Here is a 14,669-nt window from a genome sequence, read left to right as displayed (position 1 = left end):
ACATGGTCTGCGATCCCTGCCAGCTAGACGGGCGGAGGACGTGTTCGGTTGTGCGGAAACCTCGCCTGGGACCAAACGGTGACATAGCTCACCCGACGGGCGATCGCGGTCTCTCAGCGGTAGCCGGTCGTGTCGGCCGGCTTGCCCGCGTCCTGGACCTCGACCAGGTAGCGCCAGGCGTCGGGGCGGCTGCCGTCGAGGTCGGTGAAGCCGTACGCCTGCGCGAGGCCGCCGCTGGACAGGGACTGCCCGTTCCAGCGCGCCCTGTCCGGGTCGGCGGCGAGCGTGGCCACGGCCCGGCCGACGTAGTGCGGGGTCTCCGAGATGGCGAAGTGCGGGACCTTCTCGAGGGCGTCGCGCCAGTTCTCCTCGCGTACGCCGAAGGCGTCCAGCATGATCTCGGAGCGGAGCCAGCCGGGGGTGAGGGCGACGGCGGTGGCGCCGCGCGGGCCGAGTTCGTGGCCGAGGGAGAAGGCCATGCGCAGCACGGAGGCCTTGGCCAGGTCGTAGAAGAAGCTGTTGCGGTAGGTGTCGCGGTTGTAGTCGGCGGTGCCGTCGGTGACCTCGACGACCAGGCCGCCGGGGTGGCGCAGCAGCAGGGGCAGGGCGTGGTGGCTGGTGATCGCGTGGGTCTCGACGGCGAGCCGGAGCAGGTGGAGGCCGTTGTCGAGGTCGTGCTCCCAGAGCGGGGTGTCCCACTCGAAGAGCTTCTCGCCGCCCCAGATGTCGTTGACGAGGACGTCGAGGCGGCCCTGCTCGTCCGCGATCCGGTCGACGAGGGCGCGGACCTGCGCCGGGTCGAGGTGGTCGGTGGGTACGGCGATGCCCTGCCCGCCGGCCGCGGTGACCAGGTCGGCGGTGTCCTCGATGGTCTCGGGCCGGTCGTACTCCGAGCGGCGGGCGCGTGTGCTGCGTCCGGTGACGTAGACGGTGGCGCCCGTCGCGCCGAGTTCCACCGCCATGCCCCGTCCGGCGCCTCGGGTCGCCCCGGCGACCAGTGCGACCTTGCCCCTCAGCGGAGCTGACATGTCCGACCTCCCGTGCCTTGGCTGCTTGTCGCTTCCACAGTGGCGGGGAAGCCGGACATCTTCTGTCGCCTTTTACCGGCGACACGCGGTCAGTGGCCCCGGGTGATCCATTCCTGGAGATGCGGGGCCTCGGCGCCGATGGTCGTGGCGTCTCCGTGGCCGGTGAGCACCTTCGTCGCGGGCGGCAGGGTGAGCAGCCGGTCGCGGATCGAGTCGATGATCGTCGGGAAGTGCGAGAAGGACCGGCCGGTGGCGCCGGGGCCGCCCTGGAAGAGGGTGTCCCCGGTGAAGACGGTCGCCAGACCGGGGTCGTACAGACACACCGCGCCGGGCGCGTGTCCCGGGGTGTGCAGGACCCGCAGGTCGGCGCCGCCCACCTCGATCGTCTGGCCGTCGACCAGCCAGGCGTCGGGCTCGCGGTCGGGGTGGGTCTGCTTCCACAGCGGCAGGTCGTCGTGGTGCAGCCAGATGGTGGCACCGGTGCGTTCGGCGAGGGCGGGCGCGGCGTCGATGTGGTCGTTGTGGGCGTGGGTGCACACGATGGCCGTGAGCCGGCGGTCGCCGACGGCCTCGGCGATGGCGTCGGCGTCGTGGGCGGCGTCGATGACGATCGCCTCGTGGTCGTCGCCGACGATCCACACGTTGTTGTCGACGTCCCAGGTGCCGCCGTCGAGGCTGAACTGGCCGGAGGTGACGAGGTGTTCGATCCGGGTGGTCATCAGAGCATCACCACCGAGCGCAGGACGTCACCGTGGTGCATCCGCTTGAACGCGTTCTCCACCTCGTCGAGCTGGATGGTCTCGGTGACGAACGCCCCCAGGTCCAGGCGCCCTTGCAGGTGCAGGTCGATGAGCATGGGGAAGTCCCGGGAGGGCAGGCAGTCGCCGTACCAGCTGGACTTCAGGGATCCGCCGCGGCCGAAGACGTCCAGCAGCGGCAGGTCGAGCTTCATCTCGGGGGTGGGCACGCCGACGAGGACGACGGTGCCGGCCAGGTCGCGGGCGTAGAAGGCCTGCTGGTACGTCTCCGGGCGGCCGACGGCCTCGATGACGACGTCGGCGCCGAACCCGCCGGTGAGCTCGCGGATCGCCTCGACCGGGTCGGTCGTGCGCGAGTTGACGGTGTGGGTGGCGCCCATGGTCCGCGCCTTCTCGAGCTTGCGGTCGTCGATGTCGACGGCGATGATCTTCGCGGCCCCGGCCAGGTGCGACCCCGCGACGGCCGCGTCGCCGACACCGCCGCAGCCGATGACGGCGACCGTGTCGCCGCGGCCGACGTTGCCGGTGTTGATCGCGGCGCCGATGCCGGCCATGACGCCGCAGCCGAGCAGCCCGGCCACCTGCGGGGCGACGACCGGGTTCACCTTGGTGCACTGCCCGGCCGCGACCAGCGTCTTCTCGGCGAAGGCGCCGATGCCGAGGGCCGGGGACAGCTCGGTGCCGTCGGTGAGGGTCATCTTCTGCTGGGCGTTGTGGGTGTCGAAGCAGTACCAGGGCCGCCCGCGCAGACAGGCGCGGCACTTCCCGCACACCGCACGCCAGTTGAGGATCACGAAGTCACCGGGCTCGACGTCGGTGACGCCGTCGCCGACCGACTCGACCACGCCCGCGGCCTCGTGGCCCAGCAGGAAAGGGGAAGTCGTCGTTGATGCCGCCCTGCTTGTAGTGCAGGTCGGTGTGGCACACCCCGCAGGCCTGGACGCGTACGACCGCCTCCCCCGGGCCGGGGTCGGGCACGACGATGGTCTCGATCCGCACCGCCTCGTCCTTGCCGGGTGCGATCACACCCCGTACTTCCTGCGCCATGGTGCTCCTTCGTCGGCCGGGTTCTCGTCCCTGCCGACCCTACGCGTGAATGATCGGTAAGGGGTGCGGATCGGCCACCTGTCGCTACGCGAAAACAGCAGGCCGGGCCGGTGGGCGCCGATAGCCTGTACCGTCCGCCCGACGCCGAAGGAGCGACGTGAGCATCGCTGAGACCGAGCCCGACACGCCCCCCTGGCGGCTGCTCCTCGGATACGTAGGGCCGCACCGCCGGTCCCTGGCCGTCGGCGCCGTCCTCTCGCTGGTCACCGGGGCGACCGGGCTGCTGCTGCCGCTGGTGGCGCGGGGCCTGATCGACGATCTGTCGCACGACCGGGCGATCACCGGAGCGCTGCTGGCGATGTCGGCGCTGGTGGTGACCAACGCGGCGGTGGGCGCGCTGGGTTCGTACGTGCTGCAGCGCACCGCCGAGTCGGTGGTGCTCGGCGCGCGGCGCGCCCTGTCGTCGTATCTGCTGCGGCTGCGGATCACGGCTGTGGACCGCAGCGAACCCGGGGACCTGATGGCCCGCATCACCTCCGACACGACCCTGCTGCGCGAGGTCACCACCGACTCGCTGGTCGGCCTGGGCACGGGCGGGCTCACGCTGGTGGCGACGGTGGTCATGATGGGTCTGGTGGATCCCGTGCTGCTGGGCGTCACCCTGACCGTGATCCTGGGTGCGGGCGTGGTCCTCGGGGTGATCGTGCCGCGCATCAACAAGGCGAGCCGGCAGGCGCAGGACGCGGTGGGCGTCATGGGTGCCTCGCTGGAGCGGATCCTCGGCGCGCTGCGCACGGTGAAGGCGTCCGGTGCCGAGCACCGGGAGGAGATCACGCTGCACGAGGCGGCGCAGGAGTCGTGGCGGCAGAGCGTACGGGCCGCCAAGTGGTCGGCGGCCGCGGGCAACACGGCGGGGCTGGCCATGCAGATCGCCTTCATCACGGTGCTCGCGGTGGGCGGCGCGCGCGTCGCGACGGGCGCGGTGGACGTGGGCACGCTGGTGGCGTTCCTGCTGTACGTCTTCTACCTGATGTCGCCGATACAGCAGGTCGTCGGCGCCATCACGCAGTACCAGACGGGCGCCGCGGCCCTCACCCGCATCCAGGAGGCGATGCGCCTGCCCGCCGAACCGGCGGCCGCGTCCGCCCCTCTCCCCTCCCCCGGCGCCCAGCCCGCCGCCCTCGCCTTCGACGACGTCCGCTTCCGCTACGCCGACGACCTGCCGTACATCCACCACGGGGTGGCGTTCGCCGTGCCCGCGCGGGGCATGACGGCGTTCGTGGGACCGTCCGGCGCGGGCAAGACCACCGTCTTCTCGCTGATCGAGCGGTTCTACGAGCCCGGCTCGGGTGTGATCACGCTCGACGGGCGCGACCTGGCCGACTGGGAGCTGCCCCGGCTGCGCGCCGCGATCGGCTATGTGGAGCAGGACGCGCCGGTCCTGTCGGGCTCGCTGCGGGACAACCTGCTGCTGGGCAATCCGGAGGCGGACGAGGACGCGGTGCGGCGCGTGCTGAAGACGACCCGTCTGGACGGCCTGGTCGCCCGGCTGCCCGGCGGTCTCGACACGCTCGTCGGGCACCGCGGCACCAAGCTGTCGGGCGGTGAGCGGCAGCGGGTCGCCATCGCGCGCGCCCTGCTGCGCCGCCCCCGGCTGCTGCTCCTCGACGAGGCGACCTCGCAACTGGACGCGGTCAACGAGGCGGCGCTGCGCGACACCGTCGCGGACGTGGCCCGGACGACGACGGTCCTCGTCGTGGCGCACCGGCTGTCCACGGTGACGATGGCCGACCGGATCGTGGTGATGGACGCCGGCCGGGTCCGGGCGGTCGGCACCCACCGCGAACTCGTGACCGGTGACCCGCTCTACGCGGAACTGGCGGCGACCCAGTTCCTGGCCGCGGCCGACTGAGTCGCGGTCCGGCTGCGCTTGCCGTGACCGCCGGGCGGGAGGACGCTCGGGAGTGAGGCTCCTCGCGGCCCGCTGCCGACCGGGTCGCGGCCCTTCGAAGGAGGTCCATCATGGGAACCGCGGCAGACCCCGCCTTCGACAGTGAGACACTCCGCCGGGGCGTGGAAGGACAGCCGGACATCCTGCTCTCCCTCTACGCGGACGACGCGGAGTTCCGCATCGTCGACCACACGACCCAGCCCAGCCACCCCAAGGTCCTGCACGGCCGGGACGAGATCGGCCGGATGCTGGAGGACGTCTACAGCCGGGACATGACGCACAAGGTGGAGCGGTGCATCGTCCAGGGCGACGAGGCCGCCTACAGCGAGAGCTGCGAGTACGCGGACGGCGTGCGCGTGCTGTCCGAGTCCATGATCTCGCTGCGTGGCGGAAAGATCACCGAGCAGACCCTGATCCAGGCCTGGGACGAGTAGCGGCGGGGCGTGCTCAGCGCATCCAGGCGCTGTACGACATGACGTCGCCCTTCTTGACGCCGTACTCGGGCTCGGCGGTGGTGAAGGTGCTCTCCAGGCCGAGGACGGCGCCGGTGACCGGGTCCATGATCAGCATGTGGCGGACCCCGGTGCCTTCGCACACGTACGCCTGACCGCTGCGGCCGAGCCGGTCGGTCACCTGGCCGACCGGCCGCAGCCCCTCGGTGCCGGCCAGGAGACGGGCGAGTGTCGCGGTCTCCCGGGCACCGAGGGTCCAGTGGTCGAGCAGCACACCGACGGCGTCCAGCAGTTCGGGCGTGGTCAGTGAGGCGTCGGTGTACTGAGCCTCCGTCAGGTAGGCGCGCAGCCGTGCGGGGTCGGCCGGCGGAGGGGAGTGGGGCGGGGCGTCGCTCCAGCTCGGCGGGTAGGTCCGGTCGCTGAGGACGTGTCCGTCGTCGACGAGGCGCGGCTCACCGCCCTCGTCGGAGAGGACCGGGCGGCCCGGGTACCTCGGGTCGGTGGCCACGACGAGTTCCGTGTGGCTGTCGTCGGCCCGCCAGCGGACGAGGCGCTCCTCGGGCAGGGTGATCGGGGGCTTGTCGTCGGACATGCCCATGCTCCAGGACTTCACGTGCGTGCCCTTGCGCAGGCGGGGCGAGCCGTCGGCCGCGGCCTGCTCGGCACGTTCGGCCAGCCGGTCCAGGGGCAGAGGGGTGGAGCCGGTCTGCACCACGAGGGGTCGCGGAGCGGCGACCGCCGGTGTGGTGCCGGGGCCGCTCAGGACGAGCGTCACGGCCAGGGCCGCGACGACGGCCGTGGCGGCGAGCCCCCAGACGAGCCGGGGCAGGCCCGGGCCGGGCAGCAGCCGGCGCGCAGGACGGCCGGGGGGCCGCTCCCGGAGCAGTCGTTCGAGTCGGCGCTCGGCCTCGTGGTCGAGGGGGCCGTCGCCGAAGCGGGGGTCGTGGGACGGCACCGGGTTGGCGCCGCGCAGCAGTTCGAGTTCGTCAGCCATGGCCGACCCCTTTCACGCAGTGGGTGTCCGCCGTGGCCTCGGGACACATGCGGTCGATCTCGGCCCTGAGGCGGCGTCGGGCCCGGTGCAGTCGCATGGCGGCGGCCCGTCTGCCGCAGCCGAGGGCGACGGCGACCTCGTCGACGGCGAGTTCCTCCCAGGCCGTCAGGCGCAGTACCTCCTGGTCGGCCGTGGAGAGCCGGGCGAGTGCCTCGTGCACCCAGGCGCCGGGTGTGTCGGCCTCCGGGCCCGCCGCGATGTGCCGTCCGTGGGCGGTGTCGTCGTTGCCGAGCCTGTCGACGAGCCGGCGGCGGCGTCCGTGGCCGCGCACCGTGTTGGCCAGGCAGTTGCGTGCCACGCCGTACAGCCAGGGCAGCGGGGAGGGCGGCAGGTCGGCCCGGCGTCGCCAGGCGACCGTGAACACCTCCGCCACCACTTCCTCCACCTCGCCGGTCCGCCCGTCCAGTCGCCGCGCGACATAGCGGCTGACCGCCCAGTAGTGCTCGCGGTAGGCAGCGGCGAAGATCTCGTCGTTGCTCATGTCCCGTTCGTGTCCGGCACCTTCTCGATCGTCACAGCCGTTTCCGTGATTCTCGTCGCGTCGTCGAAGTGTGACGCCCGGGCGAGGGGCGGACACAGGCGGGGCATGAGGCACCTCAAGTGGCTGACGACCACGGATCACAAGACGATCGGCACGCTGTACCTGGTCACGTCGTTCGCGTTCTTCGTCATCGGTGGCGTGATGGCGCTGCTGATGCGCGCCGAGCTCGCCCGGCCCGGTCTGCAGATCATGTCGAACGAGCAGTTCAACCAGGCGTTCACGATGCACGGCACGATCATGCTGCTGATGTTCGCGACGCCGCTGTTCGCCGGTTTCGCGAACTGGATCATGCCGCTGCAGATCGGCGCGCCCGACGTGGCGTTCCCCCGGCTGAACATGTTCGCCTACTGGCTGTACCTGTTCGGCTCGCTCATCGCGGTGGGCGGCTTCCTGACCCCGCAGGGCGCGGCCGACTTCGGCTGGTTCGCCTACAGCCCGCTCTCGGACGCGGTCCGCAGCCCGGGCATCGGCGCCGACATGTGGATCATGGGTCTGGCCTTCTCCGGCTTCGGCACCATCCTCGGCTCGGTCAACTTCATCACCACGATCATCTGCATGCGCGCCCCGGGCATGACGATGTTCCGCATGCCGATCTTCGTGTGGAACGTGCTGCTGACCGGTGTCCTGGTCCTGCTCGCCTTCCCGGTCCTCGCGGCGGCGCTGTTCGCCCTGGAGGCGGACCGCAAGTTCGGGGCGCAGATCTTCGACCCGGCGAACGGCGGGGCACTGCTGTGGCAGCACCTGTTCTGGTTCTTCGGCCATCCGGAGGTGTACATCATCGCCCTGCCGTTCTTCGGCATCATCTCCGAGGTCATCCCGGTCTTCTCCCGTAAGCCGATGTTCGGTTACACGGGTCTGATCGGCGCGACCATCGCGATCGCGGGCCTGTCCGTGACGGTGTGGGCGCACCACATGTACGTCACCGGCGGTGTGCTGCTGCCGTTCTTCTCCTTCATGACCTTCCTCATCGCGGTCCCGACCGGTGTGAAGTTCTTCAACTGGATCGGCACCATGTGGCGCGGAAGCCTGTCCTTCGAGACGCCGATGCTGTGGGCGACCGGCTTCCTGATCACGTTCGTGTTCGGCGGACTCACGGGTGTGCTGCTGGCCTCGCCGCCGATCGACTTCCACGTCTCCGACTCGTACTTCGTGGTGGCCCACTTCCACTACGTCGTCTTCGGCACCGTGGTCTTCGCGATGTTCTCCGGCTTCCACTTCTGGTGGCCCAAGTTCACCGGCAAGATGCTGGACGAGCGCCTCGGCAAGATCACCTTCTGGACGCTGTTCGTCGGCTTCCACGGCACGTTCCTGGTCCAGCACTGGCTGGGCGCCGAGGGCATGCAGCGGCGGATCCCCGACTATCTGGCGGTGGAAGGCCTGACCACGCTCAACACGGTGTCGAGCGTCTTCTCGTTCCTGCTCGGCATGTCGATGCTGCCGTTCTTCTACAACGTCTGGAAGACGGCCAAGTACGGCGAGCGGGTCACGGCCGACGACCCGTGGGGCTACGGCCGTTCCCTGGAGTGGGCCACCTCCTGCCCGCCGCCCCGCCACAACTTCGTCGCGCTGCCCCGCATCCGCAGCGAGTCCCCGGCGTTCGACCTGCACCATGCGGAGGTCGCGGCGGCGGAGCGGGAGCTGACGCTCCGGTGACCGCCATGGAGGGTCTTCCCGTGGACATGCGGGCGTTCCACAACGAGGTCGAGGGCCACCTGCTGGCGGCGGCCGCGCACGCGGAGGCCCGCGCGTCCGCCGAGCGCTTCGCCGCGCGGCTCGACTGGCTGACCGAGGCCCAGCGGCAGGAGGTGGAGCGGCTGTTCGCGGCGGAGCACCTCGAACTCGCCCGGGCCTCCTGGCGGCGGACCGTGCGGCGTGGGGAGGAGCTGCGGGACGAGTACGGGGCGGTGTACCGAGGCCTCCGCACGCGGCTGCTGGCCGGCCTGCTGCTCGGTTTCGCGCTGGTGGCGGCCGTGAACTTCGTGGTGCTGGTGTCGGGCTAGCCGCTCAGTCCCTCGGCGCGGGCCGCAGCACCTCGATCAGGCTGGCGTAACTGTCCTTTCCGTGGCCCTGGGCGCCGGCTTTCTCCATGGCGGCCCTGAGCAGCTCGGGCAGCGCGTTGTCGATCCCCCGGGCCGCCGCCGCGTGGATGAGGTGGTCGATGGCCGCGATCTGCACGTCGACCGTGGCGTCGTCGCCCGGGTAGTGGCCGGCGTCGACCTGGGGCGCGTAGGTGGTGAGGAGCCGGGCCACCGTGTCCAGCCAGCGGATCGCGACAGGTGTGAAGTCGGTCGCGGGGGTCCCTTCGGTGCCGACCAGGGCGGTGCCGTGCAGCCAGCCGGTCATGGTGGACCACATCAGGCCGAGGAGCGCGGCGTCGTAGAGGGAGGCGAGGCCCGGGTCGGTGCCCAGGTGGAGGGGGTCGCCGAGGGTCGCCAGGGTGGGACGGTGGGCTTCGAAGACCTGGCGGGAGCCGCTGTACAGGAGCATCACGGCGGGGTCGCCGACGCCGGGCGGCGTGGTCATGATGGCACCGTCGAGGTAGTCGACCCCGTGGGAGTGCGCCCACCGGACGGCCTCCTGGGCCTGTTCGGGAGAGCCGGAGGTGAGGTTGACCAGGGTTCTGCCCGCCAGGTCGCCGGCGACCGGGTCGAGGACGGTGTACAGCGCCTCGTAGTCCAGTACGCAGGCGATGACGAGCGGGGAGGCCGCGACCGCCTCCTGGGGTGTGGCGGCCAGGCGTGCCCCACGCTCGGCCAGGGAACGGGCCTTGTCCGGGGACCGGTTCCAGACGGTCGTCGGGTGGCCCCGGTCCAGGAGCGCGGCGGCCAGTGCCGAGCCCATCGAGCCGAGTCCGAGGACGGTGACGGCCGAGTGTTCTGCGTTCATATCCAACTCCTCGTCAGACGTTCACAGGTGACGTGTGATCACGTACGGCCCACGTTCGCAGCGTGCGAAGATCGGAAACAGTGACAGGGGTGACGGCCTCCACCAAATTCCTGCCATAGGCTGCGGACCATGAGTGCCGGTTCCGTCGCGGTGGTCGTGACCGAGGAGATCGGGGTCCCTTCGTGGGACCTGTACGAACTGAGCATCCCCTGCACGGTGTTCGGGAAGCCGCAGGCCGATCTGGCCGACCCCTGGTACGACCTGCGGCTGTGCGGGACCGGGGGCGGGGCGGAGGACGGCCCGCAGGGGCTGAGCCTGCGCACCCGGTACGGACTGGACGACCTGGTCGGCGCCGACACCGTCATCGTGCCGTCGGTGCCCGACCCGTGCGTCGAGGAGGGCATGCCCCTGCCGCCGGAGCTGATCACCGCGCTGCGCCGGGCCTACGAGGCGGGTGCCCGCATGGTGTCCTTGTGCACCGGCGCCTTCGCACTGGCCGAGGCCGGCCTGCTCGACGGGCGGCGCGCGACCGCCCACTGGATGCACACCGCGCAACTGGCGGAGCGTTATCCGAAGGTGGAGGTCGACGCGTCGGTGCTGTACGTGGACGACGGTGATGTGCTGACCAGTGCGGGGCTGACCGCCGGGCTCGACCTGTGTCTGCATCTGGTGCGGCGCGATCTCGGCGCGCACGTCGCCAACCAGCTGGCGCGCCGGATGGTGGTGCCCGCCCACCGGCCGGGCGGTCAGGCGCAGTTCATCGAGCAGCCCGTGCCGCTGGGCGACGACGAGGGGCTGGCCCCCGTCCTCGAGTGGGCGAGGGAGCACCTCGACCGGCCGCTGACGGTCGCGGACCTGGCGCGGCGGGCCGCGATGAGCCCGCGTACGTTCTACCGGCGTCTGCAGGCGGCCACCGGGGCGACGCCCCTGCAGTGGCTGCTCCACCAGCGGCTCGGACGTGCCCGGTCACTCCTGGAGTCGACGGACCTGCCGGTCGAGAGAATCGGGGAGCTGAGCGGTCTCGGCACGGCCAACAACCTCCGCCACCACTTCCTCAAGCACCTCGGGGTGTCGCCCGGCGGCTACCGGCGGGCGTTTCCCGGGGCCCGGGCGACCAGGGGCGAGCGTCCGCGCACCTGAGTCATCTCTGCGGGGCCCAGCCGGGCGGCCGCAGGATCCCCAGCAACTGCCGGACCAGTTCGTCGACGACCTCGTCCAGGGTCGCCTCGACCCAGCCGGCGCTCCAGTCGTGGAGCAGGCCGTTGACGCTGCCGATGAAGGCCGTCGCCGCGAGGCGGTAGTCGCGGGGCGCGGCCTCCCCGCGCGCCGCGGCGGCCTGGGCCTCGGCGCAGATGAGGTCGACCCAGCCGGCCCGGCGGGCGAGTCGCTGTTCCTCCAGGCGCGCACTGACACCGATGATCTCGACGAAGGTGATGCGGATACGGCGCGGATCGGCCGTGACGTTCGCGGCGTAGGCACGGAAGATCGCGGTGGCGCGCTCGACGAGCGGCAGGTCCGCCGCTCCGGCTGCCGCCTCCAGCACCGCCGACTCGGCCCAGTCGTTGACCTGGAGGTGCAACGCGGCGAGCACGTCCTCGAGGGTGCGGAACTCCTCGTAGAACTGACGGGTGGACAGCCCGGCGGCCTCGCTGAGGGCCGCGACCGTGGTGGAGCGGAAGCCCGGGGCGCCGCCGAACAGCCGGAGTGCGGCGTCGAGGAACCTCTGGCGCCGCTCGGCCTTGCGCTCCTCGGCGGTCTTGCCGCCGTAGCGGCCGGTCGGCGCTCTGAGTCTGCCCGGCACCGGCTCTCCCTTCGTGGTGCGGCCAACGCTCTTCGTTCGCACACCGATTTTGTCGTGCACGCGGTCTTGTGGAGAAGGCCGCCCCTTCCTTACTTTGCAGTAAGTTCATTCTGAAAGCACCTGTGTTCAGATTCCAAGGAGCAGTCATGCCTGCCTTCCGACGACGGCACCTGTGCTTCGCGGCCGCCGCCCTAGCCCTGACCCTCACCGTCCCCGCGACCGCCGCCCACGCGGACGCCCCGGACACCACCGCCGCACTGCGCGAGGTGCTGTTCGTGGGCAACAACTGGGAAGGCACCGCCGATGTCATCAGGTCCACCGGCGACTTCGCGAAGATCGGCCGGATCGACGTCGTCCCCGACAAGGACGAGCGGATGGCGGAGATCAACGCCGATCCGATCCGGTGGATCGCCTTCATGACGATCCGCAACAGCGTCGGCGAGGGTCACGACCAGTTCGTCGACGACATGTACTCCACGCCGGACGGAAAGTCGGTGGTGGTCTCCCGGCCGAGCTTCGCCGACGTCGTCTCGATCGATCTCGCGTCGGGGCGGCTCAACTGGCGTTTCCCGGTGTCCGGTTTCCGCGCCGACCACATGGCGGTCTCCCCCGACGGCAAGCGGGTCGCGGTGTCGGCGTCGACCGGCAACACGGTGCACGTGCTGGACATCGACACCGGCAGGCAGCTCGGCAAGGCGGCCACCGGTGACAAACCGCACGAGAACATCTTCACCAAGGACGGCAAGTACATCTACACATGTCGATCGGCGAGGTGGACACGCAGACCGACGCCCCCGTGGCTGGACTGGACGAAGGGCGACCGGCGCATCACCGTCATCGACGCGACCACGTACCAGCAGGTCAAAGTCATCGACATGCGCCAGCGCCTGACGCGATCGGTTCTCAAGGACTACTCCGACGCGGTCCGGCCCGGCCGTGTTCTCGCCGGACGAGTCCAAGCTGTACTTCCAGGTGTCGTTCTTCAACGGCTTCTTCGAGTACGACCTGGCCACCGACAAGATCACTCGTACGAAGACCCTGCCGAAGAATCCGGCGACCAGCGACGACCGCACCACGTTCGTCAACGACTCCCGCCACCACGGCCTCTCGATGAGCCCGGACGGCAGGAAGCTGTGCGTCGCGGGCACCATGGACGACTACGCCACGGTCGTCGACCGCGCCACCCTCCAGGAGGGCCCGCTCGTCACCGCCTCCAAGCCCTACTGGGCCACGGTCAGCGGTGACGGCAGGTCCTGCGTCGTCTCCGAGAGCGGCACCGACCGGGTCACGGCCATCGACTTCGCCACCGGCGAGAAGGTCGTGTCCGTCCCGGTCGGCGACCACCCGCAGCGCGTCCGGCTCGGCCATGTGACGACCGGCTGGACAGGCCCTAGGTGACCTCCTTCGCGGCCCACGCAGCCAGCTCGGAACGGGCCGCGTCCAGCAGGTCCGCCGAGGGAGCCGTCGCCCCGTTGGTCACCAGTGCGTAGTGCAGGACGCCCGAGTCCGGCGTGGTGAGCAGCAGGCGGCGGCTCCCGGTGCCGCCGGGCTCCTGGGCGACGCCGATCGGGGTCGCCGAGGTGTAGGCGGGTGGGGTGTGGGCCGTGCCCAGGTCGGACACGACCGTGGTGGACGAGGCCGCAAAGCTCGCCGGCAGGTGGAGCTCGGTGGGTGCCGGGCCGCCGTTCGAGCGCCACAGCAGCAGCCCGTACTGCCCGGACCCCACCAGCCGCCGCACGTTCGGCAGCGACTGGGGCACCGGATTCCAGGTCAGCGTCGTCGAGCCGTCCCGGGAGCGGTCCTCGTAGGTGAAGCCGACGGTCGTACCGGCCGTGGCGCTCGGGTAGAGGCGGTCCAGGAGCCGGGCGTCCTGGCGCAGCACGGGCTTGCCCGAGTCGTCGAGGCGTACGGCGGACAGGTCCTCGTCGTTCCAGGCGTCACCGGCGGTGAGCACCTTGTCGGGGTTGCCGTTCATCAGCTCGCGGTGGCGGCCGTTGTAGATGTCCCACTGCCACTGCGATCCGGAGAGCACCGGCCCGGAAGCCGCCGGGTCGGACCACCAGTCGGCCCCCTTGAGCCTTGAGTCGAGAGCCTGGTACATCGCCTTGAGGACCGTCGGCGCCTTGTCGGAGACATTGCCGGCCAGCGGGTGGCCGAATTCGCTGACCACGGCGGCCGTCTGGGCGGCGGACGCCCGGTCGCGGACCGTGCGGAAGTCGTTCGCGTACTGGCCGTCGGCGGCCTTGCCCCACATGAAGACCCCGGAGATGGCCTTCTGGTCGTAGAAGTGGGTGTTGAAGACGTAGCGGGGTCCGAGTTTCCCGGCGTCCAGCAGGCCGCCTTCCTGCTTCTGGAAGTCCAGGTTGGCGTTCCAGAAGAGGTTCGGCTCCACGAAGGCGGGCTTGTCCCGCCAGCCGGCCGCGTCCATGCGGGCCCGGAACCTCTCGTAGAAGGGCCACAGCACGTCCTTCTCCCAGGCGCGGCTGGTCTGCCCTGAGTCGAGGATGCCGGCGTGCGGCTCGTTGTAGGGGTCGAAGCCGGCGACGCCCTTGAACTGGTCGGCGCTCAGGTGCTGTCCGAGGTACGTCATGGTCTTCTCGGCGGTGGCGAGGAAGGCGTCCTGCACGCCGTGCGCGTTGTGCCAGAAGTCGTACGAGGCCCGCTTCACGGCCTCGTTCTGGGTGATGTTCTGTCCCCAGAAGAGGCAGATCCCGCAGGACTCGTCGGGGTAGTTCCCGGCCTCCACGGCCCACCTGGGTGCGCCGTCGCCCGTGTACCAGCTGTCTCCGTCGAACAGGTACCGGGAGTAGAGGTCCTGGTGGAAGTCGGGGTAGACGCGGATCCCGGCGTCGAGGAAGGCCCGCATCTGGTCGGTGGCCGCGGCCAGATAGGCGGTGTCCACCTGGCCGCGCTCGGGCTCGGCGTACGCCCAGGAGAGCAGGAAGCGGACGGTGTTGCCGCCGCCGAGGGCGCGCAGGGCGGTCGCCGACTTGCGGGCGTCGGCGACCGAGGCGAAGGGCAGGCCCTTGTTCTCGGCGAGTTTGGTCTCGCCGGAGACGTTGTAGCCGCGCAGCACGGTCTCACGGCCGAACTCGTCGGTGAAGCGGCCGCCCCGCACGGTGAGGGTCGGGTCGTCGAACCAGAGGGAGCC

Annotated in this window: 12 protein-coding genes and 2 pseudogenes; 6 read left to right on the top strand and 8 right to left on the bottom strand. The window is 70.9% G+C overall.

The genetic code is table 11. The features are described from left to right. Positions 1–113: 113 nt before the first annotated feature. From SSQG_RS36155 to SSQG_RS36145, 3 genes and pseudogenes are all read right to left on the bottom strand, one after another. Entirely contained in the window at positions 114–1,028 is a 915-nt protein-coding gene (locus SSQG_RS36155) for an SDR family oxidoreductase (RefSeq protein ID WP_003994954.1), read from the bottom strand. A gap of 89 nt (positions 1,029–1,117) precedes the next feature. Next, positions 1,118–1,747: an MBL fold metallo-hydrolase gene (locus SSQG_RS36150; RefSeq protein ID WP_003994953.1), complete on the bottom strand. Its 630-nt coding sequence runs from the start codon at positions 1,745–1,747 to the stop codon at positions 1,118–1,120. Beyond that, positions 1,747–2,833: pseudogene (locus tag SSQG_RS36145) on the bottom strand (S-(hydroxymethyl)mycothiol dehydrogenase). The gene SSQG_RS36150 and the pseudogene SSQG_RS36145 overlap by 1 nt, the downstream one beginning before the upstream one ends. Positions 2,834–2,990: 157 nt before the next feature. Between SSQG_RS36145 and SSQG_RS36140 the strand changes: the two are divergent. Together SSQG_RS36140 and SSQG_RS36135 are read left to right on the top strand one after the other, a co-directional pair. Continuing rightward, the gene (locus tag SSQG_RS36140; protein ID WP_003994951.1) at positions 2,991–4,745 is read left to right on the top strand and encodes an ABC transporter ATP-binding protein; all 1,755 of its coding nucleotides are present in this window, start codon (positions 2,991–2,993) and stop codon (positions 4,743–4,745) included. 110 nt (positions 4,746–4,855) lie between these two features. Beyond that, positions 4,856–5,218, top strand: coding sequence for a nuclear transport factor 2 family protein (locus SSQG_RS36135; RefSeq protein ID WP_003994950.1), 363 nt, complete (start codon positions 4,856–4,858; stop codon positions 5,216–5,218). A 13-nt stretch (positions 5,219–5,231) separates the two neighbouring features. Here SSQG_RS36135 and SSQG_RS36130 read toward each other — a convergent pair whose 3' ends face one another. Together SSQG_RS36130 and SSQG_RS36125 are read right to left on the bottom strand one after the other, a co-directional pair. After that, the gene (locus tag SSQG_RS36130) at positions 5,232–6,230 is read right to left on the bottom strand and encodes a CU044_5270 family protein (RefSeq protein WP_003994949.1); all 999 of its coding nucleotides are present in this window, start codon (positions 6,228–6,230) and stop codon (positions 5,232–5,234) included. Continuing rightward, a complete protein-coding gene (locus SSQG_RS36125; protein ID WP_003994948.1) occupies positions 6,223–6,771 on the bottom strand; it encodes an RNA polymerase sigma factor in 549 nt (182 codons plus the stop codon). Before SSQG_RS36125 ends, SSQG_RS36130 begins: the two co-directional genes overlap by 8 nt. 105 nt (positions 6,772–6,876) lie before the next feature. Between SSQG_RS36125 and ctaD the strand changes: the two genes are divergently transcribed. Continuing rightward, positions 6,877–8,484, top strand: a complete 1,608-nt coding sequence (gene ctaD, locus SSQG_RS36120; RefSeq protein WP_039934403.1) for a cytochrome c oxidase subunit I — start codon at positions 6,877–6,879, stop codon at positions 8,482–8,484. 5 nt (positions 8,485–8,489) lie between these two features. Then, positions 8,490–8,831 carry a hypothetical protein gene (locus SSQG_RS36115; RefSeq protein WP_244299379.1) on the top strand — a complete coding sequence of 114 codons (342 nt, stop codon included), beginning with the start codon at positions 8,490–8,492 and terminating at the stop codon, positions 8,829–8,831. Between the two features lie 4 nt (positions 8,832–8,835). Here the strand turns inward: SSQG_RS36115 and SSQG_RS36110 are convergent, their stop codons facing one another. Further along, positions 8,836–9,717 carry an NAD(P)-dependent oxidoreductase gene (locus SSQG_RS36110; RefSeq protein WP_039934401.1) on the bottom strand — a complete coding sequence of 294 codons (882 nt, stop codon included), beginning with the start codon at positions 9,715–9,717 and terminating at the stop codon, positions 8,836–8,838. A 150-nt stretch (positions 9,718–9,867) separates the two neighbouring features. Between SSQG_RS36110 and SSQG_RS36105 the strand changes: the two genes are divergently transcribed. Continuing rightward, entirely contained in the window at positions 9,868–10,857 is a 990-nt protein-coding gene (locus tag SSQG_RS36105) for a helix-turn-helix domain-containing protein (protein WP_106434322.1), read from the top strand. A gap of 1 nt (position 10,858) precedes the next feature. On the opposite strand, the gene SSQG_RS36100 is transcribed toward SSQG_RS36105, so the two are convergent. Continuing rightward, the gene (locus SSQG_RS36100; RefSeq protein ID WP_003994943.1) at positions 10,859–11,518 is read right to left on the bottom strand and encodes a TetR/AcrR family transcriptional regulator; all 660 of its coding nucleotides are present in this window, start codon (positions 11,516–11,518) and stop codon (positions 10,859–10,861) included. A 146-nt stretch (positions 11,519–11,664) separates the two neighbouring features. Between SSQG_RS36100 and SSQG_RS36095 the strand changes: the two are divergent. Beyond that, positions 11,665–12,916, top strand: a pseudogene (locus SSQG_RS36095) (YncE family protein). On the opposite strand, the gene SSQG_RS36090 reads toward SSQG_RS36095, so the two are convergent. Further along, a partial coding sequence (locus SSQG_RS36090; RefSeq protein ID WP_003994941.1) for a cellulase family glycosylhydrolase occupies positions 12,909–14,669 on the bottom strand: 1,761 nt, incomplete at its 5' end. The pseudogene SSQG_RS36095 and the gene SSQG_RS36090 overlap by 8 nt on opposite strands.

It is taken from the genome of Streptomyces viridochromogenes DSM 40736 (genome assembly GCF_000158955.1).
GTDB lineage: Bacteria > Actinomycetota > Actinomycetes > Streptomycetales > Streptomycetaceae > Streptomyces > Streptomyces venetus.
The sequence above is the reverse complement of the archived record's forward strand: the minus strand, read 5'-3'. Positions and strand labels throughout refer to the sequence as shown.

Bases quoted from the DNA above. Each gene is read 5' to 3' on its own strand.
- SSQG_RS36125 (WP_003994948.1), bottom strand. From the start codon at position 6,771: ATGAGCAACGACGAGATCTTCGCCGCTGCCTACCGCGAGCACTACTGG.
- SSQG_RS36135 (WP_003994950.1), top strand. From the start codon at position 4,856: ATGGGAACCGCGGCAGACCCCGCCTTCGACAGTGAGACACTCCGCCGG.
- SSQG_RS36110 (WP_039934401.1), bottom strand. From the start codon at position 9,717: ATGAACGCAGAACACTCGGCCGTCACCGTCCTCGGACTCGGCTCGATG.
- SSQG_RS36150 (WP_003994953.1), bottom strand. From the start codon at position 1,747: ATGACCACCCGGATCGAACACCTCGTCACCTCCGGCCAGTTCAGCCTC.
- ctaD (WP_039934403.1), top strand. From the start codon at position 6,877: ATGAGGCACCTCAAGTGGCTGACGACCACGGATCACAAGACGATCGGC.
- SSQG_RS36155 (WP_003994954.1), bottom strand. From the start codon at position 1,028: ATGTCAGCTCCGCTGAGGGGCAAGGTCGCACTGGTCGCCGGGGCGACC.
- SSQG_RS36115 (WP_244299379.1), top strand. From the start codon at position 8,490: ATGGAGGGTCTTCCCGTGGACATGCGGGCGTTCCACAACGAGGTCGAG.
- SSQG_RS36130 (WP_003994949.1), bottom strand. From the start codon at position 6,230: ATGGCTGACGAACTCGAACTGCTGCGCGGCGCCAACCCGGTGCCGTCC.